The organism is Pseudomonas viridiflava (assembly GCF_900184295.1).
GTDB classification, from domain to species: Bacteria; Pseudomonadota; Gammaproteobacteria; order Pseudomonadales; family Pseudomonadaceae; genus Aquipseudomonas; species Aquipseudomonas viridiflava.
This window is the reverse complement of the sequence record NZ_LT855380.1, coordinates 378,815-394,404: the sequence shown is the minus strand read 5'-3', so window position 1 is coordinate 394,404 and position 15,590 is coordinate 378,815. Positions and strand designations below refer to the sequence as shown.

Genomic DNA, 15,590 nt, shown 5'->3' with positions numbered 1-15,590 from the left:
TTGCATGAACTGGCTGAATCTTGAAAACCTGCTGCTCGACACCGCCACGGATCGACTGCTGACCACCCCTCCAGCGCTGACGCTCGCCCAATGGCGCGCGCAGGCATTGAGCGTTGCGGGCGGGCTTCAAGCCCGTGGCGTCCGGCAAGTGGCCGTGCACCTTGAAGATGCCGCCGAACTGGGCATCGCATTGTTCGGTGCCTGGCGCGCCGGGGTGAGCGTGCTGCTGCCTGCCGATCTGCAGGGCCAGACCCGCGAACGCTGGGCCGGTCAGGTCGATCTCTGGATCACCGACCAGCCAAGCGATACAGCGCTGAGTGACTTGCTCGGATCACCTCCGCCACCCGCAGCGCTTGATCTGGACCAGTGCCGCCTGAGCCTGTGCACCTCAGGCTCCAGTGGCGAGCCGAAGCTGATCGAGAAACGTCTGCGCCAACTGGCCAATGAAGTCACCGCTCTGGAGCAGCTCTGGGGCGCGGACTTGGGCCAGTCCTGCATGGTGGGCAGCGTGGCGACCCAGCACATCTACGGCCTGCTGTTCCGGTTGTTGTGGCCGCTGTGCGCGGGGCGTTCATTCGTGCGTCGTCAGTTGCCCTTCTCCGAAGACGTGCAGCGCGCCAGCCTCGAAAACGCGCCGTTTGCCTGGGTCGCCAGCCCGGCCCTGCTCAAGCGCATGGGTGACAACCTCGACTGGCCCCGCCTGAGTGCCGTAAGCCGGGTGTTCTCCTCGGGTGGTGTATTGCCGGGCGAAGCAGCGCAAACCCTGCATGAGCGACTGGGGCAATGGCCGACGGAAATCTTCGGCAGCTCGGAAACCGGCGGCATTGCGTGGCGTCAGGGCGAACAGCGCTGGCAGCCCTTCGAAGGCGTTGAGCTGACTCGCGACGACGACGGCGCCTTGTGCGTCCGTTCGCCGTACCTGCCTGTTGGCCATGTCGAACACACGGCCGACGCTGTACACATCGACACCGACGGCCGTTTCGAACTGCTGGGCAGGCTGGACCGCATCGTCAAACTTGAGGAAAAACGTATCTCGCTGCCCCTGATCGAACAGGCGCTCGTCACCCATGAGTGGGTCCGCGAGGCGCGTCTGGGCGTGGTTCAGGAGAACCGTGCCTCACTCGGTGCGCTGGTCGTGCTGAGCGACAGTGGCCTGCTCGCACTCCGGACACAAGGCCGTCGTGCGCTGACCGAAGCGCTGCGCCAGCACCTGCGTCCGCATTGCGAAGCCCTGGCGCTGCCTCGTCGCTGGCGGCTGCTGCGGCAGATGCCGCTCAACGCACAAGGCAAGCTGCCGCAGGCGGACGTCGAAGCGTTATTGATGGCCGAGCGCCCGAAACTCCCTGAGCTGCTGGATCAGAAAACTGTCGATGACGAGTTGCAACTGAATCTGGTCGTTCCTCCCGATCTCGCGTACTTCAGCGGCCACTTTCCCAAGGCTCCCGTCCTGCCAGGCGTGGTGCAGGTGGAATGGGCCATGAAACTGAGCCAAAGCCTGCTGGACCTGCCTCCGCGCTTTGCGGGGCTGGAAGTGCTGAAGTTTCAGCAACTGGTGCGCCCAGGCGACTGGCTCACCCTGAACCTGCGCTTCGATGAGCAGCGCTCGAAACTGCATTTCGCCTTTCGCAACAGCGAAGGCGCGCCCTGCTCCAGTGGCCGGATCGTGCTGGAGGCTGCGCATGCATAAGCCCTGCGCCATCATTCCGGTGTTCGATCACGAGCTGGCCGTGCCCGACGTGGTCAGCGCCGTTCGTCAAGCCGGGCTGCCCTGCGTGCTGGTGGACGACGCCAGCAGCCCGGCCTGCGCGACGGTGTTACAGCAGCTTGCACAGGCCGAGCAGGTCTATCTGGTGCGCCTGCCGATCAATCAGGGCAAGGGCGGCGCCGTGATGGCCGGCTTTCGTGAAGCCGCACGGCTGGGTTTCAGCCATGCCTTGCAGGTCGATGCCGACGGTCAGCATGACCTGACGGATATTCCGCTGTTTCTGCAGCAGTCACGCGAGCACCCCGACGCGCTGATCTGCGGTTATCCACAGTACGACGAGAGTGTTCCCAAAGGACGCCTGTATGCGCGTTACCTGACCCACGTGTGGGTCTGGATCAACACCCTGTCGCTGCAGATTCGCGACTCGATGTGCGGCTTCAGGCTCTACCCGCTGGCGCCGGTCCTGAAGCTGATCGACAGCGCACAGATCGGCAGACGCATGGACTTCGATTCGGAAATCCTCGTGCGCCTGTCATGGCGCAGGCAACCCATGCGCTGGCTGCCGACCCGCGTTCATTACCCGCAGGACGGTCTGTCGCACTTCCGTCTGTTCCACGACAATGCGCTGATCTCGAAAATGCACGCCAAACTGTTCTTCGGCATGCTGGTCCGCCTGCCGGTCATCCTCTGGCAACGGTGGCGGGCATGAGCGTAAAACCCACATCGAAGCAGCATTGGGCCAACCATGAGGAGCGCGGCAGTTTTCTGCTGATGAAGCTCACCGCGTGGGGCGTCAAACTGCTCGGCCGTCGCCTGCTGACACCGGTGCTGTATGGCATCGTGCTGTATTTCTTCCTGTTCGGCCGCCGCGCCCGGCACAGCATCCACGAGTATCAAGAGCGCCTGTCGCAGTGGAGCAACCGGCCCGAACTGCGCCCGACGCAACGCCGGGTGTTCGGCCAGTTCATGGCCTTCGCCGACGCGCTGCTCGATAAACTCGACGTGTGGAACGGCAGGCTCGGCATCGACCAGATCGAGATCATTGACCCAGCGCATCTGCGGCAGAACCTGCGCGGCTCGCGTGGCCAACTACTGGTCGGCGCGCACCTGGGCAACCTCGAAGTGTGTCGCGCCCTCGCCGAACTGGGCGAGAAGGTCACCATGAACGTATTGGTGCACACCAAGCACGCCGAACGTTTCAACCGTCTGCTGGGCGAAGCCGGGGCGACCAATCTGCGGCTGATCCAGGTCAGCGAGCTGGATCCGGCCATCATGCTGCAACTGAACCAGCGCATCGAAGAAGGTGAATGGCTGGCCATCGCTGGTGATCGTGTGCCGTTGCATGGCGGACGCAACGTGCGTGTCGATTTTCTCGGCCAGCCCGCCGCCTTCCCGCAAGGCCCTTGGCTGCTGGGCGGGCTGCTCAAATGCCCGGTCAACCTGTTCTTCTGCCTCAAGGGTCCGACCGGCTATCGCGTGATTCTCGAACCTTTTGCCGACGCCATCGAATGGCGCCGCAGCGACCGCCCGCAGGTCATCGAACACTGGGCCACACGCTATGCCGAACGCCTCGGCCACTATTGCCTTGAAGCGCCACAGCAGTGGTTCAATTTCTACCCATTCTGGAAGTCCGATGACGAACCACGCTCCTGACACCATCACCTTCGGCGAACGGGCGCTGCGCATTGAAGACGTGCTGACGCTGGCCAACCGCCAGGCGCCCACCGTTTTGCAGAGCGATGAAGCGTTCCGCGAGCGCATTGCCAAAGGCGCACGGTTTCTGGATTCGCTGCTGGACAAGGAAGGCGTGATCTACGGCGTCACCACCGGCTATGGCGATTCTTGCGTGGTTGCCGTGCCGCTGGAACACGTCGAAGCGCTGCCACGTCACCTGTACACCTTTCATGGCTGCGGTCTGGGCAAGCTGCTCGACGCACAGGCGACCCGCGCCGTGCTCGCGGCGCGGCTGCAGTCGCTGTGTCAGGGCGTGTCCGGGGTGCGTGTCGAACTGCTGGAGCGCCTGCAGGCGTTCATCGATCAGGACGTGTTACCGCTGATCCCGGAAGAAGGCTCGGTCGGTGCCAGCGGTGATCTGACGCCGTTGTCCTATGTTGCCGCCACGCTCTCGGGCGAGCGCGAAGTCATGTTCCGTGGCGAACGCCGAGCGGCCAGCGACGTGCACCGCGAACTGGGCTGGACGCCGCTGGTGCTGCGGCCCAAGGAAGCGCTTGCCTTGATGAACGGTACGGCGGTGATGACCGGACTGGCCTGCCTCGCATTTGCGCGGGCCGATTATCTGCTGCAACTGGCGACCCGCATCACGGCAATGAACGTGGTGGCCCTGCAAGGCAACCCGGAGCACTTCGACGAGCGCCTGTTCGCCGCCAAGCCGCACCCGGGTCAGACCCAGGTCGCCGCATGGCTGCGCCAGGACCTGGCAATCGATGCACCGACCGCGCCGCTGCATCGCCTGCAGGATCGCTACTCATTGCGTTGCGCGCCCCATGTGCTGGGCGTGCTGGCCGACAGCCTGAACTGGTTGCGTTCGTTCATCGAGATCGAACTCAACAGCGCCAACGACAACCCGATCATCGACGCCGAAGCCGAACGCGTGCTGCACGGCGGGCACTTCTACGGCGGCCATATCGCCTTCGCCATGGACAGCCTGAAAACGCTGGTCGCCAACGTTGCCGACCTGCTGGACCGGCAACTGGCCCTGCTCGTAGACGAGCGCTACAGCCATGGCCTGCCGAGCAACCTGTCGGGCGCCAGCGCCGAGCGCGCAATGCTCAACCACGGGTTCAAGGCTGTGCAGATCGGCGCCAGCGCCTGGACCGCAGAAGCATTGAAAAACACGATGCCGGCCAGCGTGTTTTCGCGCTCCACCGAGTGCCACAATCAGGACAAGGTCAGCATGGGCACCATCGCCGCCCGCGACGCGATCCGGGTGCTGGAGCTGACCGAGCAGGTCGCCGCCGCCACGCTGATCGCCGCCAACCAGGGCGTCTGGCTGCGCGGCAAGTCCGCCGATGCACGCCCGCTGCCACCCGCGCTGGCCGCCATGCACGAACAACTGAGTCAGGACTTCGCCCCCGTCATCGAAGACCGGGCGCTGGAGGCGGAGCTGCGCCTGTGCCTGAAACACATCGCCAACCGACACTGGAGGCTGCATGCGCAGTAAGGGATTTCTGCAGGTCGACACCGAAATCGTCGTGCCGTTTTTTGACGTCGATATGATGAACATCGTCTGGCACGGGCATTACGTCAAATACCTGGAAGTGGCGCGTTGCGCGCTGCTCGACCACATCGGCCACAACTACATGCAGATGCTCGAATCCGGGTATGGTTGGCCGGTGATCGACGTCCAACTGCGTTACGTGCGCAGCGCCGTGTTCGGCCAGAAGCTGAACGTGCGTGCCGATCTGGTGGAATGGGAGAACCGGCTGAAGATCAACTACCTGATCACCGACGCGGTTACCGGCGAACGCCTGACCCGCGCCAGCACCGTTCAGGTCGCCGTCGACAGCCAGACTCACGAAATGCAACTGGCCTCGCCCAGGGTCTTCATCGATGCCGTAGAGAGAGCCTTGTCATGAGCCGTCCGCTTCGAGCGTTATGCGTATTGGGCCTGCTGTGCCTGTCGTCGCTGGCACACGCCTTCGACCTGCAACAGCTGAGCGATCAACTGGCAAGGCCTGCCGTGGTGCAAGGGCGTTTCATTCAGGAAAAACACCTGCGCGCCCTGCCGCAGCCGCTGATCAGCAAGGGCCGCTTCGTGCTGGCCAGGGACGCCGGGCTGCTGTGGCTGCTGGAAACCCCGCTGAAACAGGACTACCGCATCAACGCCAACGGCATTGCGCGCCGTGAAGCCGAAGGCAGCGCCAGCGTCTGGAAGCCGGTGCCCAACAAGAACGCCGGAGCCGAACAGAACCGCCTGTTCCTCGCCGTGCTGCAAGGTGACAGCAGTGGCCTGCAACGGGATTTCGAACTGCAACTCCAAGGCGACGCCAACGCCTGGCACCTCACGCTGACACCCCGCTCGCTGTTGCTGCAGCAGGTGTTCACGCAGATCAATATCGACGGCGGCGAACTGGTGCAACGCATCGAACTGCTGGAAACCCAGGGCGACAGCACGGTCCTGAAGATGATCGACAGCACCAGCGCCGCCGCGCTGACCGACGCGCAGCGTAATGACTTTGCGAACTGAGCGCCTGCTGCCGCGCCTGTTCCTGCTGATTCTGGCGGGCGTGCTGGCGCTGGCCGCCTGGCAATGGCGCGACCACTCGCCGCTGTCGGCCAACCTCATGGAGCTGGTGCCGGGCACTGAAAACGACGTGCTGGTCAGCACGGCCGAGAAGCGCATTCAGGAACCGCTCAACCGCGAAATGCTGGTGCTGGTCGGTCACGCCGACCGTCAGCAAGCCATCACCCTCGCCCGCACGCTGGCCGAGCAATGGCAGGCCAGCGGGTTGTTCGAAAAAGTACAGTGGACACTGCAGGCCGATCTGCCTGCCCTGCGCAGCCAACTGCTGCAAGGGCGAATCGCGATGCTGCCGGCGACGGATCGGGCGCAACTGATCGACGACCCTCAGGGCTTTATCGATCAGCGGGTGCAAACCCTGTTCGACCCTTTTGCGGGCTTCAGCCTCGTGCCCAGCCAGGACGACTGGCTGGGCCTGACCGGGCGCATCCAGAACGGCCTGCCCCGCCAGGGATCGGTCGAGCCGGATCTGGCCAGCGGCGCGTTGATCGCCTCGGCCGACGGTAAAAGCTGGGTATTGCTGCGTACACGCACCGGCAACGATGCCTTCGACATGCGCCTGCCCGGCCAGGTCGCGGACCTGCTCGCCACTGCCCGCCAGCAGGCGAGTCAGGCAGGAGGCCAACTGTTGGCCGCCAGCGGTTTGCTATACGCAGCGGACGGCCAGAAACAGGCCAGCCGGGAAATCACCTGGGTCGGCGGCGGCGCAACCATCGGTATCCTGTTGCTGCTGTTGCTGGCGTTCAGAAGGTGGAGCGTGCTGCTGGCGTTTGTACCCGTCATCGTCGGCATGCTGTTTGGTGCGGTCGCCTGCGTAGCGATATTTGGCAGCATGCACGTCATGACGCTGGTGCTGGGCTCGAGCCTGATCGGCGTGGCAGTCGATTACCCGCTGCACTATCTGTCCAAAAGCTGGAGCCTCAAGCCCTGGCGCAGCTGGCCTGCCTTGCGCCTGACGTTGCCGGGGCTGAGCCTGAGCCTGGTCACCAGTTGCATCGGTTATCTGGCGCTGGCCTGGACGCCGTTCCCGGCGCTGACCCAGATTGCCGTGTTCTCGGCTGCCGGTCTCGTCGGCGCATACCTCACCGCGGTATGCCTGTTGCCCGCGCTGCTTGGCAGGATCGAAATTCATCCCGCGCAGTGGCCGCTCAAACTGGCCCAGCAGATGCTCGATTGCCGCGCCGCCTTGCTGCAACGCGTCAGCACGCCGATTTTGCTGGTGTTGCTGCTGGCCTTCTGCGGCGGCGGCCTGTGGCACCTGACCACCAAGAACGACATTCGCCAGTGGGTCGCGGCACCGCAGTCGTTGACCGACGAAGCCCAGGCCATCGCACGCATCACCGGATATCAGCCCACCAGTCAGTTCTTTCTGGTGCGCGGCAAGGATCAGCAGGAGTTGCTGGACCGCCAGACCGCGCTCACCCAGCGTCTCGATCAACTGGTGAACATGGACAAGCTGCAAGGCTACATGGCGATCAACCAGTTGCTGGACTCGCCTGCCGAACAACAGGCAACCCGCGCCGCCCTGGCGAAATTGCCGCAATACTGGCAGCCACTGGTGCAACTCGGTGTGCCTGAGGCGGCCTTGAAAGCCGAGCTCGCTCAACTGCTGGCACTGCCGACGCAAGACATCGATCTGGCGCTGCAAGGTCCGCTCGCCGAACCCTGGCGCACGCTCTGGCTGGGGACGAAGGAAGAAGGCGTGGCGACCATCGTGAGCCTGCGCGGCCTGAACAGCACGGCGTTGCTGCGCATGCAGGCGGGCGGGCTGGACGGCGTGCAACTGGTGGACCGGCTGGGCGAACTCAATCAGGTCTTCGCCAGCACTCAGGTCAGCGCCGCCGAACTGAAACTGGCCTCCTGCGTGTTGATCGTGCTGTTGCTGATCGTACCGTTCGGCTTCAACGGCGCACTGCGCATCGTCGCCCTGCCCCTGCTCGCCGCGTTGTGCAGCCTCGCCAGCCTGGGCTGGCTCGGCCAGCCGTTGACCCTGTTCAGCCTGTTCGGCCTGCTGCTGGTCACGGCAATCAGCGTCGATTACGCCATTCTGATGCGCGAACAGGTCGGCGGCGCTGCGGTGAGCCTGCTGGGCACGCTGCTTGCCGCCGTCACCACCTGGCTGTCGTTCGGGCTGCTGGCGATTTCCGGCACCCCGGCGATCAGCAATTTCGGCCTGTCAGTGAGCCTGGGGCTGGCGTTCAGCTTCATGCTCGCTCCCTGGGCCAGCCCGCGCCAAAAGAAATCTGCTGGATCCCCGGAGCCACGCCCATGATGGTTCTGGTGTTCTGGATAACGCCGGCGCGACTGCCCTCACGCGCCACTCCTTCAATCGAACCACCGAAAAGGAATACCTGTGCCCATCACTGACAAGGAAATTCGCCAGGTCGTCGTCATCGGTGCCGGTCCGGCCGGTTCGATTGCTGCGGCGCTGCTCAAACGCCAGGGTCACGATGTGCTGATCGTCGAGCGTCAGGTATTCCCGCGCTTCTCCATCGGCGAAAGCCTGCTCTGCCATTGCCTGGATTTCGTTGAAGAGGCGGGCATGCTCGAAGCCGTGCAGGCCGCCGGGTTCCAAAAGAAGAACGGTGCAGCCTTTGCGCGGGGCGAGCAGTACAGCGATTTCGATTTCGGCGACACCTTCACCGACGGCAAGCCGACCACCTTTCAGGTGCAGCGCGCCGAGTTCGACAAGCTGCTGGCCGATCAGGCCGAGTTGCAAGGCGTGGAAATCCGCTATGAGCAGGAAATCATCAGCGCCGATTTCGACGGTCCGCAACCGATCCTGCGCGTAAGACGCGAAGACGGTATCGAATACAGCGTGCAGGCCGACTTCGTGCTCGACGCCAGCGGCTACGGCCGCGTGCTGCCGCGCTTGCTGGACCTCGAAGCGCCGTCCGGGTTTCCGGTGCGCAAGGCCGTGTTCACGCACATCGAAGACCATATCGAGAGCCCGCCTTTCGACCGCCAGAAAATCCTCGTCAGCATTCACCCCGAGCACAGCGACGTGTGGTTCTGGACCATTCCGTTCAGCCAGGGGCGCTGCTCGCTGGGCGTGGTGGCGTCGGCCGAGCGGTTCGAAGGCAAACCCGAAGACCTGGACGCCTGCCTGCGGGCCTTCGTCGCAGAGACCCCGCAGCTGGCCAACGTGCTGAAAAACGCAGTCTGGGACACTCCGGTACGCACCATCGGAGGCTACTCGGCCAACGTCAAAACCCTGCACGGCAAGGGCTTTGCGCTGCTGGGCAACGCGGCCGAGTTCCTCGACCCGGTGTTTTCCTCGGGCGTGACCATCGCGATGCGCTCGGCCAGCATGGCGGCAGGCGTATTGAATCGTCAGTTGCGCGGCGAAGCGGTGGATTGGGAAACCGAGTTCGCCGTCCCGCTCAAGAAAGGCGTTGATACCTTCCGCGCCTACGTCGAAGGCTGGTACGACGACACCTTTCAAAACGTCATTTTCTACAAGGGCGGAACGCCTGACATACGCCGCATGATCAGTTCCATTCTGGCCGGTTACGCCTGGGACGAGCGCAACCCGTTTGTCAGCGAACCCAAGCGGCGCCTGCGGGTGCTCTCGGAAATCTGCACGGGCGATGATTCATGACCGGACCGTTCCTGAGCAACAACTACGTTGAAGAAACCCGCTTCGGCCTGTGGTTTCTGCGCAGCAATATCTGGCAATACCGGGTGTTGCGTGTCGCCATCGATGACTTGCGCAGCCTGTTCACAGGTCCGTTGCCTGCCGCACCGGTGCTGCTGGACGCAGGCTGCGGACAGGGCAAGTCGTTCAGGCACCTGAGCAAAGTGTTCAGTCCGGCCAGACTGCTCGGTGTCGATGCCGACCCGGACAGCCTGTCGCGCAGCCGCGAAGAGGCCGCCGCGCTGGGGATCGACGTCGAACTGATCGGCAGCGACTGCGCCGCGCTGCAACTGCCCGATGCCAGCGTCGACCTGCTGTTCTGCCACCAGACCTTTCACCATCTGGTCGAGCAGGAACAGGCGCTGGCCGAGTTCTATCGCGTCCTCAAGCCGGGCGGCTATCTGCTGTTCGCCGAATCCACCGAGGCCTACATCGACACTTGGGTGATCCGCTGGCTATTCCGTCACCCCATGCACGTTCAGAAAAGCGCCGCGCAGTACCTGGAGATGATCCGCCAGCAGGGTTTCGAATTCGAGGCGCGCAATGTCTCCTACCCTTACCTGTGGTGGAGCCGTGCCACGGACTTCGGCCTGCTGGAAGCCTTGAGACTGCGCAAGCCCAAACCTTTCGGGGAGCGCGAGGAAACGCTGGTCAACGTGGTGGCCCGCAAGCCGTTGCGAGGTGATGCAACATGATCCGAGCACTGATTCTTTCGCTGTTGCTGCTCGCAGGTTGCGCCAGCCAGACGCCATTGCCGACCACCGCACCCACGCTGGCGTTACCCATGCAGTTGCACATCGAGCGCAGGCAGGCGGATCAGCGTCAGGACTGGATGTTGATCATCCAGCGTGAGAACAAGGGCCTGCGCTGGTCGATGATGGACCCGCTGGGCATTCCTCAGGCGCGTCAGTTGCTGATCGACGGCAAGTGGCAGGCAGACGGCCTGTTGCCGCCCAATCCTGAAGCACGCGAACTGTTCGCCGCGCTGATGTTTGCCATGACACCGGATCAGGAATTGAACAGCCGCTACCCGACGGCCTATCGCCAGGGCATGCAGCGCCGTCTTGATAATCGCTGGCTGGTCGAATATCAGTCGGCCAATGCCTTTACTGTCCGCCTCAAGGACGGCCTGAGCTACAAAGTGACCCCGTTGAACAGCGAGACCACGCCATGACCGCTCACCTCAACGCACTGGGGCTGATCTGCGCGCTGGGTAATGGCCAGGAAGAAGTCTCTCGCCGACTGTTCGCCGGCGACTGCTCAGGCATGGTCTTCGAAGACGGCTGGGTGGCGGGTCGCACGTTGCCCGTGGGCGCGGTCAAGAACGCACTGCCTGTGATCCCCGCATCATTGCAATCGCAACACAGCCGCAACAATCAGTTGCTGCTGGCTGCCGCCTTGCAGATCGAGGGCGACATTCGTCAGGCCATCGACCGTTACGGCGCGTCTCGCATCGGCGTGATCATCGGCACCAGCACTTCCGGCATCGATGAAGCCAGCAGCAGCATGGTGCAGTGGCTGCGTGAACAGACCTTCCCCGAGCACTACGATTATGCGCAGCAGGAACTCGGTGCGCCGGCCAACTTTCTGGCGAGCTGGCTGCAACTGACCGGCCCGGCTTACGTGATCTCAACGGCCTGCACCTCCAGTGCACGGGCCTTGCTCAGCGCCCGGCGGGCGCTGGACATGGGGCTCTGCGACGCCGTGCTGTGCGGCGGCGTGGACAGCCTGTGCAAGCTGACCCTGAACGGGTTTTCCTCGCTGGAAGCCATGTCGCCGCAGCTGTGCAATCCGTTTTCCAGCAATCGCAACGGGATCAATATCGGCGAAGCCGCGGTGTTGTTTCTCATGACCCGCGAAGCGGGCGGCAAACACTCGATCGCCTTGCTGGGCGCGGGGGCCAGTTGCGATGCGCACCATATCTCGGCCCCGGAACCGACCGGGCGTGGCGCACGCGATGCCATGCAGCAGGCACTGAGCAACGCCCGGCTTGCGCCTGAACAGATCGGTTATCTGAACCTGCACGGCACCGCAACCTTTCATAACGACGCCATGGAAAGCCTGGCAGTGCAGGCGGTGTTTCCGAACGGCGTGCCGTGCTCGTCGACCAAGCCACTGAGTGGCCACACCCTCGGTGCAGCCGGGGCGCTGGAAGTCGCGTTCTGCTGGCTGAGCCTGTCGCCCGACAACCTTGAACACGCCCTGCCGCCTCATGTTTGGGACGGCGCGGCCGATCCATCCGAACCGGCACTGCAACTGACTGCACCGGGCGCACGTCTGGCCGCTGGCGACAGCCGCTACCTGATGAGCAATTCCTTTGCCTTCGGTGGCAACAACATCAGCCTGATTATCGGAGATGCACCATGATCGATTGGCCGCTCGCCGAACTGATTCCGCACGCTGGCGACATGATCCTCATCGATCAGGTGCTGGCCTTTGATGAAGAACAGATCCAGACCTGCCTGACCGTGCGTGCCGATGGTCTGTTCAACGAAGCGGACGGCAGCCTGCCCGCCTGGGTCGGCGTGGAGCTGATGGCCCAGAGCGTGGCGGCGTTTGCCGGCTGTCAGGCACGCAGCAAGGGCGAAGCGGTCAAGCTGGGCTTTCTGCTCGGCAGCCGCAAGTTCGAATGCAACGTTGCTCACTTTCCGGCTGGCAGCGAGCTGCACATCCACGCCGTCCGGTCGCTGCAGGACGACAGCGGCATGGGCGTCTTCGAATGCACCCTGACAGGCCCGGACATCAACGCCTTTGCGCGCCTCAATGTATATTGCCCACCCAACACTGCTGACTACCTGGCTGAAGGAGCCCCGGCATGACTGAATCCATACTGGTCACCGGCTCAAGCCGTGGCATCGGCCGCGCCATCGCCTTGCGTCTGGCTCAGGCCGGATACGACCTGATCCTGCACTGCCGCACCGGCCGCAGCGAAGCCGAAGCGGTGCAGGCCGAGATCATCGCGTTGGGTCGCCAGGCCCGTGTCCTGCAATTCGACGTGTCGGACCGTGCCGCCTGTAAGGAAATTCTTGAGCAGGACGTGGAAACCCACGGTGCTTATTACGGCGTGGTGCTCAATGCAGGCCTGACCCGCGACGGCGCCTTTCCGGCGCTCACTGATGACGACTGGGATCAGGTGCTGCGCACCAACCTCGACGGTTTCTACAACGTGCTGCATCCGCTGACCATGCCGATGATTCGTCGTCGTTCGGCTGGCCGCATCGTGTGCATCACCTCGGTGTCCGGCCTGATCGGCAATCGCGGGCAGGTCAACTACAGCGCCTCCAAGGCAGGCCTGATCGGTGCGGCCAAGGCGTTGGCCATCGAACTGGGCAAACGCAAGATCACGGTCAACTGCGTCGCACCGGGCCTGATCGACACCGCCATGCTCGACGAGAACGTGCCGGTGGATGAACTGATGAAGATGATTCCGGCCCAGCGCATGGGCACGCCCGAGGAAGTGGCGGGTGCGGTGAATTTTCTGATGTCGGCCGAAGCCGCTTACATCACGCGCCAGGTGCTGGCCGTCAACGGAGGCCTGTGTTGATGAAACGCGTGGTGGTCACCGGCATGTCCGGCATTACGTCGATCGGCAGCGACTGGGCCAGCGTCGAGGCGAATTTTACCGCCAATCGCAGCGGCATCCGGCACATGGACGAGTGGAACCGGTTTACGGAACTGAACACGCGACTGGCCGGGCCTATCGATGACTTCGCAGTGCCCGCACACTGGACGCGCAAGCAATTGCGCAGCATGGGGCGTGTGTCGCGCTTTGCGGTGGGCGCATCGGAGCAGGCGCTGATTGACGCCGGGCTGCTGAACGACCCGATCATTCGCGATGGCCGCATGGGCACGGCCTGCGGTTCGTCCACTGGCAGCACCGATGAGATCAAGGCGTTCGGTGCGATGCTGATCAACTCGGTGGCGGTCGGTCTGAACGCCAACTCCTATGTGCGAATGATGCCGCACACCACGGCCGCCAATATCAGCATCTTCTTCGGCCTGACCGGGCGGCTCATCCCGACGTCCAGTGCCTGCACCAGTGGCAGCCAGGGCATCGGCTATGCCTACGAAGCGATCAAGTTCGGACGTCTGCCGCTCATGCTGGCAGGCGGCGCGGAAGAACTGTGCCCGACCGAAGCGATGGTGTTTGACGCGCTGTACGCCACGAGCCTCAAGAACGACGCCCCTCACACCACGCCACGCCCTTACGACACGGGCCGCGACGGGCTGGTGATCGGTGAAGGCGGCGGCATGCTGGTGCTTGAGGAAATGGAGCATGCCCAGGCACGTGGCGCGCACATCTACGCCGAGATCGTCGGTTTCGGCAGCAACGCCGACGGCGCACACAGCACCCGGCCGGAGCAGATCACCATGCGCCGCGCCATGGAGCTGGCCCTGGAAGACGCCAACCTGCCGCCCGAGGCCATTGGCTACGTGAACGGTCACGGCACTGCGACGGAACAGGGCGACATCGCCGAGACCCTCGCCACCAGCAGCCTGTTCGGCTCGCGCATGCCGCTCAGCTCGCAGAAAAGCTTCCTCGGCCACACCCTGGGTGCCTGCGGCGCGCTGGAGTCGTGGTTCAGCATCGAAATGCTCAACAGCGATCGGTACATCCATACGCTTAATCTTGATGCAATTGATCCGGAGTGTGGCGATCTGGACTATATCGTTGGCGAACCCCGCCGAATGAGCAATGAATACGTCATGAACAACAACTTCGCGTTTGGCGGGGTCAATACATCGCTGATCTTCAAACGCTGGGCGTGATCGGCGAGACCGGACACTATGCGGTCTCTAATGAGCGCCAGGACTGTGGGAGGCGCCACCACGTCTTTCGACTTAGCGCTATCGCGCAGCAAACACCGGACTGTGGGAGGCGGCTTGCCGGCGATGCTTTCCGGAAGCGACCTATCAGTGACTTAACTGACGCCATCGCCGGCAAGCCGCCTCCCACGGGGTATGCATTCAGTCAGACATTACTGCAGCAGCACCCTAGCCCTTTGTCGCCAACTCGAAAAACGCTCTGGCCATCGCGGACTGTTCGTCCTTGCGCTTCACCAGCCACACCGGGCTGGTGGCGCCGGGGTCGAGCAGGTTGCGGTAGACCACGCCGTCGATGCGCATCCGGCGATACGGTGCGGGCAGTACGGTGACGCCCAGCCCCGCTGCCACCAGACCGATCATGGTCATGGGCTCGCCCGCCTCCTGGGTGATCAACGGGTTGAAGCCTGCCGCACGGGCCAGGCTCAGGATCTGACCGTAGATCCCGCTGCCGTAGGTTCTCGGAAAGAACACGAACGGCTCCGCCGCCAGCGCTGCCATGTAGATACCGTCTTCACTGCCCGCCGCCAACGGATGATCGGCCCGCATGATCGCGATCAGGGGTTCGTTCAGCAGCTCGAACACGTCCAGAGAATCAGGCAACTCCAGCGGCCGCATGATGCCCACTTGAATGCTCTTGTCCTCCAGCCCCGCCGCGACCTGCTGGCTGGTCATTTCCGTCAGGTCCAGATGCACCTGCGGGTACGCCTGACGAAAGGCAAAGATTGCCTCGGGAATATTCGACGTCAGCGGCGCGGAAGACGTAAACCCGACCTTCAGCTCGCCCAACTGCCCCAGTTGCGCACGCCGGGCCACGTCGGCGGCCTTGTCGACCTGCGCCAGCACCAGACGCGCTTCGTCGAGAAACAGCCGGCCCGACTCACTCAACTCGACGCGCCGATTGGTGCGGTCGAACAGACGCGTACCCAGCTCCTGCTCCAGCGCCTGAATCTGCTGGCTCAGCGGCGGCTGGGAAATGCCCAGCACCTGGGCGGCACGGCCGAAATGCAGCTCCTCGGCCACGGCGATGAAGTAACGCAGATGGCGCAGTTCCATACAACCTCAATCAAGTCGTTTTACGTATCAAACAGGTCGAACAATATATTGGATTGAATCATTAGCCAGCTATATGATTTTTTCATTGCCTGCCCGAACCGTGCTCC

General features: G+C 63.4%; 15 protein-coding genes. 14 read left to right on the top strand and 1 reads right to left on the bottom strand.

Features of this window, described 5'->3' with window-relative positions; translation table 11 throughout:
• The first annotated feature begins 4 nt into the window (after positions 1-4).
• The 14 genes from CFBP1590_RS01890 to CFBP1590_RS01825 all read left to right on the top strand — a co-directional run bounded on the left by CFBP1590_RS01890 (position 5) and on the right by CFBP1590_RS01825 (position 14,373).
• Entirely contained in the window at positions 5-1,687 is a 1,683-nt protein-coding gene (locus CFBP1590_RS01890) for an acyl-CoA synthetase family protein (RefSeq protein ID WP_167383071.1), read from the top strand.
• A complete protein-coding gene (locus tag CFBP1590_RS01885) occupies positions 1,680-2,414 on the top strand; it encodes a glycosyltransferase family 2 protein (protein WP_088234384.1) in 735 nt (244 codons plus the stop codon). The genes CFBP1590_RS01890 and CFBP1590_RS01885 overlap by 8 nt, the downstream gene beginning before the upstream one ends.
• Positions 2,411-3,358 carry a lysophospholipid acyltransferase family protein gene (locus CFBP1590_RS01880; protein ID WP_004880358.1) on the top strand — a complete coding sequence of 316 codons (948 nt, stop codon included), beginning with the start codon at positions 2,411-2,413 and terminating at the stop codon, positions 3,356-3,358. The genes CFBP1590_RS01885 and CFBP1590_RS01880 overlap by 4 nt, the downstream gene beginning before the upstream one ends.
• Positions 3,339-4,886, top strand: a complete 1,548-nt coding sequence (locus CFBP1590_RS01875) for an HAL/PAL/TAL family ammonia-lyase (RefSeq protein WP_088234383.1) — start codon at positions 3,339-3,341, stop codon at positions 4,884-4,886. The genes CFBP1590_RS01880 and CFBP1590_RS01875 overlap by 20 nt, the downstream gene beginning before the upstream one ends.
• On the top strand, positions 4,876-5,301 hold the full coding sequence (locus CFBP1590_RS01870; RefSeq protein ID WP_004880361.1) for an acyl-CoA thioesterase: 426 nt from the start codon (positions 4,876-4,878) through the stop codon (positions 5,299-5,301). Before CFBP1590_RS01875 ends, CFBP1590_RS01870 begins: the two co-directional genes overlap by 11 nt.
• Entirely contained in the window at positions 5,298-5,912 is a 615-nt protein-coding gene (locus CFBP1590_RS01865) for an outer membrane lipoprotein carrier protein LolA (RefSeq protein WP_058431843.1), read from the top strand. Before CFBP1590_RS01870 ends, CFBP1590_RS01865 begins: the two co-directional genes overlap by 4 nt.
• Positions 5,896-8,238, top strand: coding sequence for an MMPL family transporter (locus CFBP1590_RS01860; RefSeq protein WP_058431842.1), 2,343 nt, complete (start codon positions 5,896-5,898; stop codon positions 8,236-8,238). The genes CFBP1590_RS01865 and CFBP1590_RS01860 overlap by 17 nt, the downstream gene beginning before the upstream one ends.
• 81 nt (positions 8,239-8,319) lie before the next feature.
• Entirely contained in the window at positions 8,320-9,567 is a 1,248-nt protein-coding gene (locus CFBP1590_RS01855; protein WP_029244340.1) for an NAD(P)/FAD-dependent oxidoreductase, read from the top strand.
• Entirely contained in the window at positions 9,564-10,298 is a 735-nt protein-coding gene (locus CFBP1590_RS01850) for a class I SAM-dependent methyltransferase (RefSeq protein WP_088234382.1), read from the top strand. The genes CFBP1590_RS01855 and CFBP1590_RS01850 overlap by 4 nt, the downstream gene beginning before the upstream one ends.
• Entirely contained in the window at positions 10,295-10,777 is a 483-nt protein-coding gene (locus CFBP1590_RS01845) for a hypothetical protein (protein ID WP_088234381.1), read from the top strand. The genes CFBP1590_RS01850 and CFBP1590_RS01845 overlap by 4 nt, the downstream gene beginning before the upstream one ends.
• Positions 10,774-11,970 carry a beta-ketoacyl-[acyl-carrier-protein] synthase family protein gene (locus tag CFBP1590_RS01840; RefSeq protein ID WP_029244337.1) on the top strand — a complete coding sequence of 399 codons (1,197 nt, stop codon included), beginning with the start codon at positions 10,774-10,776 and terminating at the stop codon, positions 11,968-11,970. Before CFBP1590_RS01845 ends, CFBP1590_RS01840 begins: the two co-directional genes overlap by 4 nt.
• On the top strand, positions 11,967-12,422 hold the full coding sequence (locus CFBP1590_RS01835; RefSeq protein ID WP_029244336.1) for a hotdog family protein: 456 nt from the start codon (positions 11,967-11,969) through the stop codon (positions 12,420-12,422). The genes CFBP1590_RS01840 and CFBP1590_RS01835 overlap by 4 nt, the downstream gene beginning before the upstream one ends.
• Positions 12,419-13,147, top strand: a complete 729-nt coding sequence (gene fabG, locus CFBP1590_RS01830) for a 3-oxoacyl-ACP reductase FabG (protein ID WP_029244335.1) — start codon at positions 12,419-12,421, stop codon at positions 13,145-13,147. The genes CFBP1590_RS01835 and fabG overlap by 4 nt, the downstream gene beginning before the upstream one ends.
• The gene (locus CFBP1590_RS01825; protein WP_088234380.1) at positions 13,147-14,373 is read left to right on the top strand and encodes a beta-ketoacyl-ACP synthase; all 1,227 of its coding nucleotides are present in this window, start codon (positions 13,147-13,149) and stop codon (positions 14,371-14,373) included. The genes fabG and CFBP1590_RS01825 overlap by 1 nt, the downstream gene beginning before the upstream one ends.
• Before the next feature lie 225 nt (positions 14,374-14,598).
• On the opposite strand, the gene CFBP1590_RS01820 is transcribed toward CFBP1590_RS01825, so the two are convergent.
• Positions 14,599-15,483 carry a LysR family transcriptional regulator gene (locus tag CFBP1590_RS01820; protein WP_029244333.1) on the bottom strand — a complete coding sequence of 295 codons (885 nt, stop codon included), beginning with the start codon at positions 15,481-15,483 and terminating at the stop codon, positions 14,599-14,601.
• Between the last annotated feature and the right edge of the window lie 107 nt (positions 15,484-15,590).

Bases quoted from the DNA above. Each gene is read 5' to 3' on its own strand.
- CFBP1590_RS01890 (WP_167383071.1), top strand. From the start codon at position 5: ATGAACTGGCTGAATCTTGAAAACCTGCTGCTCGACACCGCCACGGAT.
- CFBP1590_RS01885 (WP_088234384.1), top strand. From the start codon at position 1,680: ATGCATAAGCCCTGCGCCATCATTCCGGTGTTCGATCACGAGCTGGCC.
- CFBP1590_RS01880 (WP_004880358.1), top strand. From the start codon at position 2,411: ATGAGCGTAAAACCCACATCGAAGCAGCATTGGGCCAACCATGAGGAG.
- CFBP1590_RS01875 (WP_088234383.1), top strand. From the start codon at position 3,339: ATGACGAACCACGCTCCTGACACCATCACCTTCGGCGAACGGGCGCTG.
- CFBP1590_RS01870 (WP_004880361.1), top strand. From the start codon at position 4,876: ATGCGCAGTAAGGGATTTCTGCAGGTCGACACCGAAATCGTCGTGCCG.
- CFBP1590_RS01865 (WP_058431843.1), top strand. From the start codon at position 5,298: ATGAGCCGTCCGCTTCGAGCGTTATGCGTATTGGGCCTGCTGTGCCTG.
- CFBP1590_RS01860 (WP_058431842.1), top strand. From the start codon at position 5,896: ATGACTTTGCGAACTGAGCGCCTGCTGCCGCGCCTGTTCCTGCTGATT.
- CFBP1590_RS01850 (WP_088234382.1), top strand. From the start codon at position 9,564: ATGACCGGACCGTTCCTGAGCAACAACTACGTTGAAGAAACCCGCTTC.
- CFBP1590_RS01845 (WP_088234381.1), top strand. From the start codon at position 10,295: ATGATCCGAGCACTGATTCTTTCGCTGTTGCTGCTCGCAGGTTGCGCC.
- CFBP1590_RS01840 (WP_029244337.1), top strand. From the start codon at position 10,774: ATGACCGCTCACCTCAACGCACTGGGGCTGATCTGCGCGCTGGGTAAT.
- CFBP1590_RS01835 (WP_029244336.1), top strand. From the start codon at position 11,967: ATGATCGATTGGCCGCTCGCCGAACTGATTCCGCACGCTGGCGACATG.
- fabG (WP_029244335.1), top strand. From the start codon at position 12,419: ATGACTGAATCCATACTGGTCACCGGCTCAAGCCGTGGCATCGGCCGC.
- CFBP1590_RS01825 (WP_088234380.1), top strand. From the start codon at position 13,147: ATGAAACGCGTGGTGGTCACCGGCATGTCCGGCATTACGTCGATCGGC.
- CFBP1590_RS01820 (WP_029244333.1), bottom strand. From the start codon at position 15,483: ATGGAACTGCGCCATCTGCGTTACTTCATCGCCGTGGCCGAGGAGCTG.